The sequence below is a fragment of the Sanguibacter sp. 25GB23B1 genome, assembly GCF_040012415.1.
In the GTDB taxonomy this organism is placed as follows: Bacteria; Actinomycetota; Actinomycetes; order Actinomycetales; family Cellulomonadaceae; genus Sanguibacter.
This window is the reverse complement of record NZ_JBDYKL010000004.1, coordinates 147,896-163,070: the sequence shown is the minus strand read 5'-3', so window position 1 is coordinate 163,070 and position 15,175 is coordinate 147,896. Positions and strand designations below refer to the sequence as shown.

13 protein-coding genes are annotated in these 15,175 nt (G+C 69.8%); 4 read left to right on the top strand and 9 right to left on the bottom strand.

Features of this window, described 5'->3' with window-relative positions; all coding sequences use genetic code 11:
• Position 1: 1 nt before the first annotated feature.
• Both rapZ and uvrC read right to left on the bottom strand, forming a co-directional pair.
• Positions 2 to 940, bottom strand: coding sequence for an RNase adapter RapZ (gene rapZ / locus ABKW26_RS04415; RefSeq protein ID WP_348591220.1), 939 nt, complete (start codon positions 938 to 940; stop codon positions 2 to 4).
• Between the two features lie 21 nt (positions 941 to 961).
• Positions 962 to 2,983 carry an excinuclease ABC subunit UvrC gene (gene uvrC / locus ABKW26_RS04410; protein WP_348591219.1) on the bottom strand — a complete coding sequence of 674 codons (2,022 nt, stop codon included), beginning with the start codon at positions 2,981 to 2,983 and terminating at the stop codon, positions 962 to 964.
• Positions 2,984 to 3,092: 109 nt separating this feature from the next.
• On the opposite strand from uvrC, the gene ABKW26_RS04405 reads away from it, so the two are divergent.
• Entirely contained in the window at positions 3,093 to 3,584 is a 492-nt protein-coding gene (locus ABKW26_RS04405; protein ID WP_348591218.1) for an OsmC family protein, read from the top strand.
• On the opposite strand, the gene uvrA is transcribed toward ABKW26_RS04405, so the two are convergent.
• The gene (gene uvrA, locus ABKW26_RS04400) at positions 3,581 to 6,526 is read right to left on the bottom strand and encodes an excinuclease ABC subunit UvrA (protein ID WP_348591217.1); all 2,946 of its coding nucleotides are present in this window, start codon (positions 6,524 to 6,526) and stop codon (positions 3,581 to 3,583) included. The genes ABKW26_RS04405 and uvrA overlap by 4 nt on opposite strands.
• A gap of 102 nt (positions 6,527 to 6,628) precedes the next feature.
• Between uvrA and ABKW26_RS04395 the strand changes: the two genes are divergently transcribed.
• Complete coding sequence (locus tag ABKW26_RS04395; protein ID WP_348591263.1) at positions 6,629 to 8,524, top strand: glycoside hydrolase family 15 protein; 1,896 nt, start codon at positions 6,629 to 6,631, stop codon at positions 8,522 to 8,524.
• On the top strand, positions 8,521 to 9,222 hold the full coding sequence (locus ABKW26_RS04390) for an MBL fold metallo-hydrolase (RefSeq protein ID WP_348591216.1): 702 nt from the start codon (positions 8,521 to 8,523) through the stop codon (positions 9,220 to 9,222). The genes ABKW26_RS04395 and ABKW26_RS04390 overlap by 4 nt, the downstream gene beginning before the upstream one ends.
• 22 nt (positions 9,223 to 9,244) lie before the next feature.
• Here ABKW26_RS04390 and ABKW26_RS04385 read toward each other — a convergent pair whose 3' ends face one another.
• Positions 9,245 to 9,979 carry a peptidase E gene (locus tag ABKW26_RS04385; protein ID WP_348591215.1) on the bottom strand — a complete coding sequence of 245 codons (735 nt, stop codon included), beginning with the start codon at positions 9,977 to 9,979 and terminating at the stop codon, positions 9,245 to 9,247.
• A gap of 29 nt (positions 9,980 to 10,008) precedes the next feature.
• Here ABKW26_RS04385 and ABKW26_RS04380 point away from each other — a divergent pair, with 29 nt between their 5' ends.
• Positions 10,009 to 10,293 carry a YciI family protein gene (locus ABKW26_RS04380; RefSeq protein ID WP_348591214.1) on the top strand — a complete coding sequence of 95 codons (285 nt, stop codon included), beginning with the start codon at positions 10,009 to 10,011 and terminating at the stop codon, positions 10,291 to 10,293.
• Here ABKW26_RS04380 and ABKW26_RS04375 read toward each other — a convergent pair.
• The 5 genes from ABKW26_RS04375 to ABKW26_RS04355 all read right to left on the bottom strand — a co-directional run bounded on the left by ABKW26_RS04375 (position 10,274) and on the right by ABKW26_RS04355 (position 15,060).
• Positions 10,274 to 11,293, bottom strand: coding sequence for a PfkB family carbohydrate kinase (locus ABKW26_RS04375; RefSeq protein WP_348591213.1), 1,020 nt, complete (start codon positions 11,291 to 11,293; stop codon positions 10,274 to 10,276). The genes ABKW26_RS04380 and ABKW26_RS04375 overlap by 20 nt on opposite strands.
• A complete protein-coding gene (locus ABKW26_RS04370; protein WP_348591212.1) occupies positions 11,290 to 11,724 on the bottom strand; it encodes a VOC family protein in 435 nt (144 codons plus the stop codon). The genes ABKW26_RS04375 and ABKW26_RS04370 overlap by 4 nt, the downstream gene beginning before the upstream one ends.
• Before the next feature lie 13 nt (positions 11,725 to 11,737).
• Positions 11,738 to 13,837 carry an excinuclease ABC subunit UvrB gene (gene uvrB / locus ABKW26_RS04365; protein ID WP_348591211.1) on the bottom strand — a complete coding sequence of 700 codons (2,100 nt, stop codon included), beginning with the start codon at positions 13,835 to 13,837 and terminating at the stop codon, positions 11,738 to 11,740.
• A 58-nt stretch (positions 13,838 to 13,895) separates the two neighbouring features.
• On the bottom strand, positions 13,896 to 14,513 hold the full coding sequence (gene coaE / locus ABKW26_RS04360; RefSeq protein WP_348591210.1) for a dephospho-CoA kinase: 618 nt from the start codon (positions 14,511 to 14,513) through the stop codon (positions 13,896 to 13,898).
• Positions 14,514 to 14,580: 67 nt separating this feature from the next.
• Positions 14,581 to 15,060: a MarR family transcriptional regulator gene (locus tag ABKW26_RS04355; protein WP_348591209.1), complete on the bottom strand. Its 480-nt coding sequence runs from the start codon at positions 15,058 to 15,060 to the stop codon at positions 14,581 to 14,583.
• Between the last annotated feature and the right edge of the window lie 115 nt (positions 15,061 to 15,175).

Here is a 15,175-nt window from a genome sequence, read left to right as displayed (position 1 = left end):
CCTACTCTTTGCCGAGGTCGCGTGCCGTGACGGCGACCCTGTGCCCGATCTCGCGAAGCTTGCGGGCGATCTCCTCGCTCACCGCGACGGAGCGGTGCTTCCCACCGGTGCACCCGATGGCGATCGTCACGTAGCGCTTCTCCTCGTTGAGGTACCCGGCCAGGACCGGCTCGAGGGCGTGGACGTAGCGATCGATGAACTCCTGCGCACCGGGGCGGGCGAGGACGAAGTCACGCACGGGCTCGTCCCGACCGGTGAGGTGCCGGAGCTCGGTGATCCAGTAGGGGTTGGACAGGAACCGCATGTCGACGACGTGGTCGGCGTCGAGCGGGATGCCGTACTTGAACCCGAAGGAGACGACGTTGATCCGGAGCGTCTCGTGGTTGCCCTCGGCCACACCCTCGCGGACCTCGCGGGCGAGGTCGTGGACGTTGAGCTCGGACGTGTCGACGAAGATGTCGGACCGCTCGCGGATCGCTCGCAGGAGCTGGCGCTCGACACCGATGCCGTCGAGGATGCGGCCGTCACCCTGGAGGGGGTGGGGACGCCGGACCTGCTCGAAGCGCCGGACGAGAGCCTCGTCGGAGGCGTCGAGGAAGAGGATGCGGTACTCGATGCCGCGCTTGCGGAACCGGGCGAGCACGTCGTTGAGGTCGTTGAAGAACTCTCGTCCACGGACGTCGACGACCGCGCCGACCCGGGTGATCGCGGAGCCGGCACGCGTCATCATGTCGACGAGCGGGACGAGCATCTTGGGCGGCAGGTTGTCGACGACATACCAGTCGAGGTCCTCGAGGACCATGGCCGCCCGTGACCTGCCGGCGCCGGACATGCCGGTGATGATGAGGACCTCGCTCGAGCCGGGCTCCGGTGCGGGTGTCGCCGCTTCGACCTCGGGGATCCCCTGGGGGACTGTCATGGGTGCTGGTTCCTGGCTCATGCGACCAGCATGCCAGGTGGCTCAGCGGTCGGCGGGTTCCGCCACGGGCGCCGCGGTGACAACCTCGCCGGCAGGCGGCCGGAGAGCCGCGACGACGGCCTCGGCGGTCCGCTGCCCCATGCCCGGCACGGTGGCGATCTCTTCCGCGGTCGCCGCCCGCAACCGCTTGAGCGACCCGAAGTGCCGCAGCAGCGCGGTGGTGCGCGCAGGACCGAGCCCGGGGACGTCGTCGAGGACCGAGACGGTCATGCCCTTGCTGCGCTTCTTGCGGTGCGCGCTGATCGCGAACCGGTGTGCCTCGTCACGCACCCGCTGGAGCAGGTAGAGACCTTCGGACGAACGGTTGAGGATGACGGGGTACGGGTCGTTCGGCACCCAGACCTCCTCGAGCCTCTTCGCCAGCCCGCACAGCGCGACGTCGTCGATCCCGAGGTCGGCCAGAGCACGTGCGGCCGCGGCGACCTGCGGTGGCCCTCCGTCGACGACCACGAGGTTGGGCGGGTACGCGAACCGTTTCCCACGCGTGTCCTTCTCGCTCTCGTCGATGTCCGGACCGACCTCTCCGCCGACCGACTCCAGCTCGAGGTCGCTCGTGGCGGAGCGGTCGCTGAGGTAGCGCTTGAAGCGACGCGTGATGACCTCGTACATGGCGGCCGTGTCGTCGCGTGCGCCGTCGCCGTCCGGGCCCCGGACGAGGAAGGTGCGGTACTCGCTCTTGCGCGCGAGCCCGTCCTCGAAGACGACCATCGACGCGGCCTGGTACGTCCCCTGCGTCGTGGAGATGTCGTAGCACTCGATGCGCAGAGGCGCCGTCTCGAGCGCGAGGGCCTCTTGGAGCTCACGCAGCGCCTGGCTGCGCGTCGTGAGGTCGCCCGCCCGGCGCGTGCGGTGCAGCGCGAGCGCGTGCTCCGCGTTCTTGCGCACGGTCTCCGCCAGCTCACGCTTGTCTCCGCGCTGCGGGATCCGGACGTCCACCTTCGCGCCGCGCAGCCCCGTGAGCCATGTCGCGACCTGCTCGGGCTGCGCCGGGAGGACGGGGACGAGCACCTCGCGCGGGACGAGCCCGCTGTCCCGGGCAGCCCCGGGATCACCGCCGGCCGTCTCGTCCGCGGTGCCGTAGACCTGCTGGAGGAGGTGCTCGACGAGGTCGGCGTCCGTGACGTCCTCGACCTTCTCGACGATCCAGCCGCGCTGGCCCCTGATCCTGCCGCCACGGACGTGGAACACCTGCACGGCTGCCTCGAGCTCGTCACCGACCATCGCGAAGATGTCGGCATCGGTGCCGTCCTGAAGGACCACCGCGTTCTTCTCCATCGCGCGCTCGAGGGCGTGGATGTCGTCGCGGAGCCGGGCCGCGAGCTCGTACTCCATGTTCTGGGCGGCCATCGACATGCGGTCGTTGAGCCGGCGCATGAACTTGCCGGTATCCCCCGCCATGAAGGCGCAGAAATCCTCCGCGAGGGCGCGGTGGGCGTCCTTGGTGATCCGCTCGACGCACGGCGCCGAGCACTTGTCGATGTACCCGAGCAGGCACGGCCGACCGGACTGCTGCGCGCGCTTGTAGACGCCCGCGGAGCACGTGCGGATCGGGAAGACGCGCAGGAGCAGGTCGAGCGTCTCGCGGATCGCCCACGCGTGCGCGAACGGACCGTAGTAGCGCGTCCCTGGCCGCTTCGCACCACGCATGACCTGGGCACGCGGCACGCTCTCCCCCATCGTCACGGCGAGGAACGGGTACGACTTGTCGTCCCGGTACTTGACGTTGAACCGCGGGTCGAACTCCTTGATCCACGAGTACTCGAGCGCGAGCGCCTCGACCTCCGTGCCGACGACCGTCCACTCGACCGACGCGGCCGTCGTCACCATCGTCTGGGTCCGCTGGTGCAGACCCGCGATGTCCTGGAAGTAGCTGGAGAGCCTCGCCCGGAGGTTCTTCGCCTTGCCCACGTAGATGACCCGGCCGTGCTCGTCCCGGAACCGGTACACGCCCGGGGTCGTCGGGATCTCTCCCGGAGCGGGGCGGTAGGTAGCAGGATCGGCCATGCTCACGAGCCTAGTTCAGACACCTGACACCCTTGCTCCGGACCGGCACGAGCACCGCACGCGGCTGTGACGGGTGTCACTGTGTGCGAGTTCCGACTACGGTGACGGCATGGGAGCCTTTCACGCGTACTCAGCCGCCATCACCTGGACCGGAGCCGGCGAGACGGGTACGTCGAGCTACACGGCCTACTCGCGAGACCACACCGTCGCTGTCGACGGCAAGCCCGACATCCTCGGCAGCGCCGACCCGGCCTTCCGGGGCGACCCGTCACGGCACAACCCGGAAGAGCTGTTCGTGGCGTCCCTCGCGCAGTGCCACCTGCTGTGGTTCCTCCACATGGCGGCGCAGGCCGACGTGGTCGTGGTCGAGTACACCGACCACGCGATCGGGACCATGCGCGTGGAAGCCGCCGGCGCGGGACAGTTCACCGAGGTCGAGCTCCGACCGCGGGCCGTCCTCGCGCCAGGAACTCCGGGCGACCACGCAGAGATCGTCGCCGAGCTGCACGCACGGGCGCACGACCACTGCTTCATCGCACGCTCCGTGAACTTCCCGGTCCGCGTCAGCCCGATCGTCGTCGCGCACGCACCGGCGTCCTAGGTCGCGAGCTTCGCCCGTGACCGCGGCGTCTTCTTCTTCGCGACGGCCTTGACCGGACTCGAGGCCGGGGCCTTCGCGAGGGCCGCGACCCGCGCGGTCGGGTGCGCCTGGAGAGCCTCCGCGAGGAAGCGGCCGGTGTGGCTGGCCGGAACGCTCGCGACGTGCTCGGGCGTGCCCTCGGCGACGACGAGCCCACCTCCGGAGCCACCCTCCGGACCCATGTCGATGACCCAGTCGGCGTTCTTGATGACGTCGAGGTTGTGCTCGATGACGAGCACGGAGTTGCCCTTGTCGACGAGGGACTGGAGCACAGCGAGAAGCTTGCGGATGTCCTCGAAGTGCAGACCCGTGGTCGGCTCGTCGAGCACGTAGATCGTCCGGCCGGTCGAGCGCTTCTGGAGCTCGCTGGCCAGCTTGACGCGCTGCGCCTCGCCCCCGGACAGGGTCGGCGCGGACTGGCCGAGACGGACATACCCGAGCCCGACGTCCACGAGCGTCTTGAGGTGCCGCGAGATTCCTGGGACCGCCGCGAAGAACTCCGCGGCCTCCTCGATCGGCATGTCGAGCACGTCCGCGACCGTCTTGCCCTTGAAGTGGACCTCGAGCGTCTCGCGGTTGTACCGGGCACCGTGGCAGACCTCGCAGGGCACGTAGACGTCCGGGAGGAAGTTCATCTCGATCTTGATGGTGCCGTCGCCGGAGCACGCCTCGCAGCGCCCGCCCTTGACGTTGAAGGAGAACCGGCCCGGGAGGTACCCGCGAACCTTCGCCTCGGTGGTCTCCGCGAAGAGCTTGCGTACGTGGTCCCAGACGCCGGTGTACGTCGCGGGGTTCGAGCGGGGCGTCCGACCGATCGGTCCCTGGTCGACGTGCACGACCTTGTCGAGGTGCTCGAGGCCCACGACCCGCTTGTGCCGACCGGCGACCTGACGGGCGCCGTTGAGCTCGTTCGCCAGGACCGTGTAGAGGATGGAGTTGACGAGCGTCGACTTCCCCGAGCCCGACACTCCTGTGACGGCGGTGAGGACACCGAGCGGGAAGGACACGTCGATCCCGGTGAGGTTGTGCTCCCGCGCGCCGACGACCTTCACTGCTCGGCTCGGGTCGGTCGCGCGTCGTTCGAGCGGCATGGGGATCGACCGCCGCCCGGAGAGGTATGCGCCGGTCACCGACTCGGGAGCCGTGAGCAGTCCCGCGTAGTCACCGGAGTGCACCACCCGTCCGCCGTGCTCGCCGGCGCCGGGTCCGATGTCGACCACCCAGTCCGCGGCGCGGATCGTGTCCTCGTCGTGCTCGACGACGATGAGCGTGTTCCCGAGGTCGCGCAGACGGGTCAGCGTGTCGATGAGCCGACGGTTGTCCCGCTGGTGCAGACCGATGCTCGGCTCGTCGAGGACGTAGAGCACGCCCACGAGACCGGAACCGATCTGCGTCGCGAGGCGGATGCGCTGGGCCTCACCACCCGAGAGGGTACCGGCAGGGCGCATGAGAGACAGGTAGTCGAGACCCACGTCGAGGAGAAACCCGAGACGGTCCTGGATCTCCTTGAGCACCTGGGTCGCGATCGCTCGCTCCCGCACGCCGAGCTCGAGCTGGTCGAGGAAGTCACGGCACTCGCGCAGCGGCAGGGCACACACGTCGGCGATCGACCGTCCACCGACGCGGACGGCGAGGACCTCGGGCTTGAGGCGCGTGCCGTCGCAGACGGGGCACGGGACCTCGCGCATGTACGCCTCGTACTTCTCCTTCGACCAGTCCGACTCCGTCTCGGCGTGCCGGCGGTGCAGGAACGTGATCGCACCCTCGAAGCCGGTGGAGTACTGACGCTCGCGACCCCAGCGGTTCTTGTACTTGACCTGGACCTCGTGGTCCTGGCCGTGCAGCACGGCGTTGCGGGCGCGCTCGGGCAAAGCACGCCACGGCGTGTCCATCGAGAAGCCGAGATCCTTCGCGAGCGCACCGAGCACGCGAGCGAAGTACTCGGACGATCCCTGGTTCCACGGAGCGATAGCACCCTCGGCCAGGGTCTTGTCCTCGTCCGGGACGATGAGCTCGGGGTCGACCTCGAGGCGCACGCCGATCCCGGTGCACTCGGGGCAGGCGCCGTAGGGGGCGTTGAACGAGAACGTGCGGGGCTCGATCTCGTCGAGGCTGAGCACGTGGTCGTTCGGGCAGGCACGGTGCTCGGAGAACTTGCGCTCCCGGTCCGGGTCGTCCGCCTCCGCGTCGACCATCTCGACGACGACGAGGCCGCTGGCCAGCCCGAGGGCTGTCTCGACCGAGTCGGTGAGCCGGCGCTGCACCCCGTCGCGCGCGACGAGGCGGTCGATGACGACCTCGATCGTGTGCTTGAGCTTCTTCTCGAGCGTCGGAGGCTCGGTGAGCTGCACGACCTCGCCGTCGACCCGGGCGCGGGCGAAGCCCTTGGCCTGGAGCTCCTTGAAGAGGTCGGTGTACTCGCCCTTGCGACCGCGCACCACCGGTGCGAGCACCTGGTAGCGGGTCCCCTCGGGGAGCTCGAGCAGCCGGTCGACGATCTGCTGCGGTGTCTGGGCCGTCACGCGCTCGCCGCACTGCGGGCAGTGCTGTGTTCCGGCGCGAGCGAAGAGCAGGCGGAGGTAGTCGTACACCTCGGTGATCGTGCCGACCGTCGACCGCGGGTTGCGGTTGGTCGACTTCTGATCGATCGACACCGCGGGCGACAGACCCTCGATGAAGTCGACGTCCGGTTTGTCCATCTGGCCGAGGAACTGCCGCGCGTACGCGGACAGGGACTCGACGTAGCGCCGCTGGCCCTCGGCGAAGATGGTGTCGAAGGCCAACGAGGACTTGCCGGAACCGGAGAGACCGGTGAAGACGATCAGCTTGTCCCTCGGAAGATCGAGGTCGACGTTGCGGAGGTTGTGCTCACGGGCACCTTGGACGACGAGGCGGTCACTCACCTGACCATCGTACGGGGAACCGGCCGGATGCGCACACCTGTTCGAACGCGACTCTCCCGCCGTGCCACCCGGGCGCGCAGACAGCACAATCGTCAGATGAACATGGCCATGCCCGACGCCCCCGCGCGGACGACCACCGCTCCGCTCCCCGTCACCTCGACCACCCAGCCCACAGACGGACCGACACCGATCGCCGAGTACGCCGTGCTCGGCGACGGCCAGTCGTGCGCCCTCGTCAGCCGCCGTGGATCGGTCGACTGGCTCTGCCTCCCCCACTTCGACTCCCCTGCCTGCTTCGCGGCCCTGCTCGGCACGCCGGAGAACGGCCGATGGCTGCTCACCGTTCCCGACGCCGAGACGGTCGAGCGCCGGTACCTCGGTGACTCGTTCGTCCTCGAGACGACCTACACGAGCCCCACGGGTGTCGCACGGATCACCGACGCGATGCCGGTCGGGGACGGGCGGGCTGACCTCGTCCGCCGCGTCGAGGTGCTCTCCGGCACCGTGACGGTCGAGCACGAGTGGATCGTCCGCTTCGGGTACGGCGCGATCGTGCCCTGGGTGCACCGTGTCGACGGACCGGACGGGACGGACGGGGAGACCACCTCGATCCGCGCCACCGCCGGACCCGACTCGCTCCTCCTGCGCGGCGACCGCCTCCCGGTCGCGAGCGACCACCGCCACCGTGACATGATCACCGCGGCCGCTGGCGAGGTCATCACTCTCTCCTGCACCTGGAGCCCGTCCTGGTGCCCGGCGCCGTCACGGCTCTCGGTGTCGGAACGGATCGCGGACACCCTCGCCCTCTGGGAGGAGTGGTCTGGTCGCTGTGCCTACAGCGGCCGCTACCGCGACGCGCTCGTGCGCTCCCTCCTCGTCCTGCGCCTGCTCACCAGCTCGACGACCGGCGGGATCGTCGCAGCCGCGACGACGTCCCTCCCCGAGGACTTCGGCGGCGAGCGCAACTGGGACTACCGCTTCTGCTGGCTGCGTGACGCAGCGATGGCGCTCGAGGCGCTCGTCGAGTCGGGCTACGCGGAGGAGAGCGCCGCGTGGCGGGCCTGGCTCCTGCGGGCGGTCGCCGGCAGCCCGGAGGACCTGCAGATCATGTACAGCGTGGACGGCAGCCGCGACCTTCCCGAGCGAGAGCTCGACCACCTTCCCGGCTACGCGGGCTCCCGACCGGTGCGGGTCGGCAACGGCGCGGTCGACCAGATGCAGAACGACGTGCTCGGCGAGGTCATGTGTGCGCTCGACATGGCCCGGGAAGCCGGGCTTCCACAGGACGACGACAGCTGGGCGCTCCAGCGAGCGCTCGTCGAGGAGCTCGTCACGCACTGGGACCAGCCCGACCGCGGGATCTGGGAGGTACGGGGCCCCCAACGGGACTTCGTCCACTCGCGCGTCATGAGCTGGGCAGCGCTCGACCGGGCCGTCCGCGCGATCGAGGTGCACGGACGCACCGGCCCGGTCGACCACTGGCGCACTGTCAGGGACACCATCCGCGACGAGGTGCTCGCGAAAGGGTGGAGCTCGGAGCTCGGCTCGTTCGTGCAGTACTACGGCGCCGAGCACACCGACGCCTCCTTGCTGCAGATGGCGCAGGTCGGCTTCATCGACCCGCAGGACGAGCGCTTCGTCAGCACCGTCCGCACCATCCAGCGCACCCTCGGCGGAGAAGGTGGGTTCATCCACCGGTACTCGACGGAGGAGTCGGACGACGGACTCTCCGGTCACGAGGCCCCCTTCCTCGTCTGCACCTTCTGGATGGTCGACGCGCTCGCACGGATGGGCGAGATCGAGGAGGCGACCGCCCTCATGGACACGACGGTCGCCTCCGCCAACGACGTGGGCCTCATGGCGGAGCAGTACGACCCCCGCTTCGAGCGCATGGCCGGCAACTTCCCGCAGGCGTTCTCGCACCTGGGGCTCGTCCGCGCGGTCCACAGCATCGACCGCGCGGTCCTGGCCCGTGCTGCGGCCCAGGACGGGCGATGAGCGCGACCTACACCGGAGACGTCGTCCCCGGAGGACCGAGCGAGGTGCGCACCCTCGACCGTGTCGAGATCCGCAAGGTGTGCGTCGGGCCCATGGGCAACAACGCCTACCTCCTCACGTGCCGCGACACCGGTCACCAGCTGCTCGTCGACGCAGCCGCCGACTCCGACCGGCTCGTCGAGCTCGTCCGAGAGGGGTCTGGCTCCGCACGGCTCGACATCGTCGTGACGACCCACAGCCACGCGGACCACCACGGTGCCCTCGAGGACATGGTCGGGGTGACCGGGGCACTCACCGCCGCCGGGGTGGACGACGTCCCACAGATCCCCGTCCCGACGCGGCGACCGCTGCGCGACGGGGACACGATCGCCGTCGGCCACGTCACCCTCGACGTCGTCGCGCTCCGCGGCCATACCCCGGGCTCGGTCGCCCTCGTCCACACGGAACCGGCCGACGCACGCGCCGACGGCGCGGTCCCGGGCAGGGCGCACGTCTTCACCGGAGACTCGCTCTTCCCCGGCGGGGTCGGGAACACCCGCGGTGACCGCGACCGGTTCGTCCAGCTCGTCACCGACGTCTCCGTGCGACTCTTCGACCGCTACCGCGACGACACGTGGGTGTACCCCGGCCACGGTGCGGACACGACCCTCGGCGCCGAGCGTCCGCACCTCGAGGAGTGGCGAGAGCGAGGATGGTGACCTTCGCTTGCGGCCTAGCCCGCTAGCGCGCGCCGGGAAGGACGCTCGGCTCGATCCTCTGCTCGACCGCGCTCGTCCCGTCCGGTGCACGCGTGACGAGGTACGCCCCCTTGCCGCGCTGCTCGGTCACCGCCTCGACCATCGTCGTGCCGCGGTAGACAAGACCCACGCCGTCGTCCGTGCAGTACGCGGCCGGGAGGGACCCGTCACCGACGAGGGCGTGCATGAGCGGGCGGCGGCCCGGCTCCGAGTCGTAGTGCACGCCGTTCGCGTACGGCAGGAGGGCGAGACCGTCGTGCACCGCCCGGAGCTCCGGTCCGAACGAGTCGGTGGTCCCTCCTGCGTGCCAGCAGATGGACCCGGCGCTGACACCTGCGAGGACGACCCCCGACTCCCAGACGGTCCGCATGATGCTGTCGAGGCCGTGGACCCGCCACACGGCGAGCAGGTTGGCGACGGATCCCCCACCGACCCAGACGACGTCCTGCGCCAGCAGGTGCGCCTCGATGTCCGCGACGTTGGGCATCGAGAAGAGGTTGAGGTGTGTGGCGCTGAACCCTGCCTCCCGTGCGGCCTCGTCGATCTCGGCCCGGAACCACGACTGGTCACCGCCCGCGGTGCCGACGTGGCAGACCCTCGGCGTGCCGTCGGTGCCCGCGAGGTCGGCCGCGTGGTGGACGAGGGGCGCGAAGGAGATCCGTGAGCGCACGCCCGCGGCGTAGCCGCCCGAGGTCGCGAGGATGGTCGGTTCAGACATGCGGTCGACCGTAGTGCTTCAATGGCGCCATGACGACTTTTGCCGTGACCTACGTGTACGACGACCGCGCCGACGTCCGCGACGTGCATCGCCCGGCGCACCGCGCATTCCTCACCGGACTGCACGCTGCGGGCGTCCTGCGCGCGTCCGGTCCGGTGTCCGACGACGGCATGCAGGGCGCTCTGCTCGTCCTCGACGCCCCGTCGGCGGAGGCTGCCGGCGCAATCCTCGACTCGGACCCGTTCGCGACCGAAGGGCTCGTCGCCGCGCGGGCTGTGGCGGAGTGGACCGTCGTCATCGGCGCTGTCGGCTGACGACGCTCTGTCGGCTGCCGACCGGGAGCGACCGGAGCCAGTCCCGGGGCCCGACGACGGAGCAGCGGAACGCTGCGACGTCGGCCGCGGCGGCGAGGTGCTCCGGCAGCAGCGCGTCGTGTGCCAGGGCGTCTGACCCGGTCGGGCCGGTCGTGCGGCTCGACGCCCAGGAGCGAGCCGCGTAGTACGCGAACGCCCCGTGGAACGCGTCGCCTGCGCCGAGGGTGTCGACGACCTGCACGGTGGGCACAGGGACGTGGCCTGACTCCCCGCCGGTCCACCACTCGAACGGAGCGGCACCGTGGGTCACCACCTGCTGCACGTGGGCCAGTGCGGACCAGGGGGCCCTGACGCCGGGGCGGTCCGGCTCGGTGCCGTCGTGCCAGCGGAAGTCGTCCGACGCGATGATCGTGCGCGCTGCGGGAAGGAGCTGCGCCATGACGGGTCGCCACCGTCCGGCGTCGACGACGATCGGCGCTCCGATGCGCTGTGCTGCGTGCGCGAGCGCTTCCGCCAGTGCGGGGTGGTGGCCGTCGAGGAGCACGAGGTCCGCGTCCGCGACGAGGTCGCTCGTCTCAGCGTCCAGCTCGGGGCCCGCCGGGACGCTGCGACCCGCTCCGTCCATCGAGAGGACCGACCGGTCCCCCGTCGTCGGGTCGACCCGGATGGCCGAGACACCGAGCTCGACCGCCGACCCCGGTGTGACGTCGACGACCTCCACACCGTGACTCTCGAGGTCGTCGCGGGCGATCCGTGCGACAGCGCCGGTGCCGAGGGCCGTCACGAGGCGTGCATGGCCACCCAGCGCGGCGAAGACGACTGCGGCGTTCGCGGCAGGTCCGCCGGCCGAGACGTCCTGGCGTGAGGCGGTCGCCTTCTCGTTGCGGCGCGGGGCGCGCTCCGACCGGTGCACCACGTCGAGGGTGGTCAGTCCGCCGAAAATGCCGACCGGGACGGTTCTGGGCCCACGTGCCGGGACGTCCTCCGCAGAGCCCCTCATTGGACGCAGAACTCGTTCCCCTCGGGATCGTTCATGACGATGCAGAACTCCTCGGTCGTCTCGTCCCCGAGCTCGTCGAAGACGGTGGCTCCCAGCTCGGTGAGGGACCGTGCTCGTGTGCGGCACGTCTCGACGATCTTGTCCTTGGGGCCGAGCTTGCCCGCGTTGATGTCGAGGTGCACGCGGTTCTTCGCAGTCTTCCCCTCGGGGACCTTCTGGAAGTACAGGCGTGGCCCTCGCCCGGCCGGGTCGACGGCCGCGAACCACTCCACCTGCTCCGACAGCGGCGTGCCGTGCGCCTCCTCGTAGGCGCTCCACGTCGGGTAGTCGTCCGGTGGCGCCTGTGGGACGTAGTCGAGCGCGGCACACCAGAACCGCCCGAGCCTCTCGGGGGCGTTCGCGTCGAAGGTGACCTGCACCTGGATGCTCATCGTCCGTTCCTCGTCATGCTGTCGCCGCCTGCATCTGTCGGAGCTCCTTCTTCAGTCCGGAGATCTCGTCACGGAGCCGGGCCGCGAGCTCGAACTGGAGCTCTGCGGCAGCACCGTGCATCTGGTCGCTCAGCTCCTGGATGAGTGTGAGGAGCTCGTCTCCGGCGAGGCCCGCAAGCTTGTTCGGCCCGGACGCACCGGCCTTCGGGCCACCCGGGACGGGTGCCTTCGCCTTGCCCGCGTTGCGGTACCCGCCCTTGAGAAGCTCCTGGGTGTCGATGTCCTCGCGGGCGAGCATGTCCGTGACGTCGCTGATCTTCTTGCGCAGCGGCGTCGGGTCGATCCCGTGCTCGAGGTTGTACGCGACCTGCTTCTCGCGCCGCCGGTCGGTCTCCTCGAGGGCCAGTGCCATCGCCGCCGTGATCTTGTCGGCGTACATGTGCACCTCGCCCGAGACGTTGCGGGCCGCACGGCCGATCGTCTGGATGAGCGAGGTGGCCGAGCGCAGGAAGCCCTCCTTGTCGGCGTCGAGGATCGCGACGAGCGAGACCTCCGGGAGGTCGAGCCCCTCGCGCAGGAGGTTGATGCCGACGAGGACGTCGTACTCGCCGAGCCGCAGCTCACGCAAGAGCTCGACACGACGCAACGTGTCCACCTCGGAGTGGAGATAGCGCACCCGGACGTCCTTGTCGAGGAAGTAGTCGGTGAGGTCCTCGGCCATCTTCTTCGTCAGCGTGGTGACGAGCACGCGCTCGTCACGGTCGGCGCGCAGCCGGATCTCCTCGAGGAGATCGTCGATCTGCCCCGTGGTCGGCTTGATGATGACCTGCGGGTCGACGAGGCCGGTAGGACGGATGATCTGCTCGACGAACCCGTCGGACATCGACATCTCGTACTTGCCGGGCGTCGCAGACAGATAGACGGTCTGTCCGATGCGCTCGACGAACTCCTCCCACCGCAGCGGACGGTTGTCCATCGCGCTCGGCAGGCGGAACCCGTGGTCGACGAGGTTGCGCTTGCGCGACATGTCGCCCTCGAACATCGCGCCGATCTGCGGCACGGTGACGTGGGACTCGTCGATGACGAGGAGGAAGTCGTCCGGGAAGTAGTCGAGCAACGTGTGCGGGGCGGTACCGGGCGCTCGCCCGTCGATGTGGCGCGAATAGTTCTCGATGCCCGAGCACGACCCGATCTGCCGCATCATCTCGATGTCGTACGTGGTGCGCATGCGCAACCGCTGAGCCTCGAGCAGCTTTCCCTGGCGCTCGAACTCGGCGAGGCGCGCCTCGAGCTCGGTCTCGATGGAGCCGATCGCGCGCTCCATGCGCTCCGGACCTGCGACGTAGTGGGTCGCCGGGAAGAGGTTAATGGACTGCTCGGCACGCACGACGTCACCGGTGAGCGGGTGCAGTGTCTGGATCGCCTCGATCTCGTCGCCGAAGAACTCGATCCGGATCGCCAGCTCCTCGTACACGGGGATGATCTCGACGGTGTCCCCACGCACGCGGAACGTCCCGCGCGTGAACGCCATGTCGTTGCGGGTGTATTGCATCGCGACGAACTGCCGGAGGAGGTCGTCGCGCTCGACGACGTCGCCGACGTCGAGCCGGACCATCCGGTCCACGTACTCCTGCGGCGTGCCGAGACCGTAGATGCACGACACCGAGGCGACGACGACGACGTCCCGCCGGGTGAGGAGGTTGCTCGTCGCGGAGTGCCTCAAGCGCTCGACCTCGTCGTTGATCGACGAGTCCTTCTCGATGAAGGTGTCGGTCTGCGCGATGTACGCCTCGGGCTGGTAGTAGTCGTAGTACGACACGAAGTACTCGACGGCGTTGTTCGGCAGGAGCTCGCGGAACTCCGTGGCGAGCTGCGCCGCGAGCGTCTTGTTCGGCGCCATGACGAGGGTCGGCCGCTGGAGCTTCTCGATGAGCCAGGCCGTCGTGGCCGACTTCCCGGTACCGGTGGCACCGAGGAGGACGACGTCCTTCTCCCCGCCCTGGATCCGTCCCGTGAGCTCTGCGATCGCGGTCGGCTGGTCACCCGAGGGCGTGTAGTCCGAGATCACCTCGAACGGTGCAACGGAACGCTGGAGGTCGGTGACAGGTCGCATGGATCAACCGTACGTCGAGGGGCTGACATTGCTCGCGCGATCGGAGGCGACCGCGCGCTCAGACGACCTCTTCGGCGACCTCGTCCTGAAGACGCGCCCAGAGTGCGTCGACAGCCGCCCGGAGCTCGTCCTCGGACCTCGCACCCGACACCACCACGTCAGCCGCCGCGCGACGCACGTCGTCGCTCGCCTGGGCGGCGACCCGCTGACGTGCCTCCGGCAGGGACAGCCCCCGACCTTCGACGAGCCGCCGGATCCGGAGGTCGGCCGGAGCGTCGACGACCACGAGGATGTGGAACGCGTCCTCCTGCCCCGTCTCGACGAGGAGAGGGATGTCGTGGACGACCACGGCGCCAGGGTCGGCGGCGCCGGCTGCAGCCTCGCGCTCGACCGACAGGCGGTGGATCTCCGGGTGGACGAGCTCGTTGAGCCGAGCCCGGGCCTCGTGGTTGCCGAAGACGATGTGACCGAGAGCGGCCCGGTCCAGCTCGCCGTCCGGGTCGAGCACACCGTCGCCGAACTCCTCGACGACCCGTTCGAGCCCGATCGTGCCCGGCGCGACGGCCTCTCGTGCGAGCAGGTCGTGATCGATGACGACAGCACCGAGCTCGGCGAGGCGTCGGGCGGCGACCGACTTGCCGGCCGCGATGCCTCCTGTCAGTCCGATGCGTAACATCACCCCATCCTGCCGTCCGCCCCGGGAGGCGGCAAGGTGGACGACGACGAGAGGCGCACGGAGACCGTCAGGGACCCGTGTCCTCGGCAGGGTCGTCCGCGACGATACGCAGGAGCCGGAGCAGCTCCGACCGGTCTGCGCTGGACAGCCCTCGCAGCAGGAGGTCGGCCCGTTCACCGCGGTGCTGACCGATCTGCTCGAGGAGCGCGTGCCCTGCGTCGGTCAGCTCTACGCGCGTCGAACGGCGGTCGGCAGGATCCGGGAGGCGTCGGACGAACCCCGCGGCCTGGGCGTGATCGACCTTCGACGTCACCGAGCGTGGCACGACGTCGAGGGCGCTCGCGACGTCGCACAGGCGTTGCGGTCCGTCGGCTCGCGCCAGGACGCGCAGCAGCCGGAACTGGCCCGGTGTCGTACCCGTGGGCTCCAGCTCGAGCTGCGCGTCTCGCCGCACCCGGCGGAGCGCAGCGTGCACGAGCGCGAGGAACTCGCTGCCCGCAGTCTCCTGCTGCACGGTCGCGTCCGCGCCTGTCGTCCCGCTCGTCATGAAGCAGAGCCTAACTCACTAAGTAGGTCGCGAGCCGTCCACGGACTGCCGCGACACTCGGGACGTCCAGCGCACCTGGTCGCTCCCCCGGGTCACCCCGGTCGCCCGACGTCGA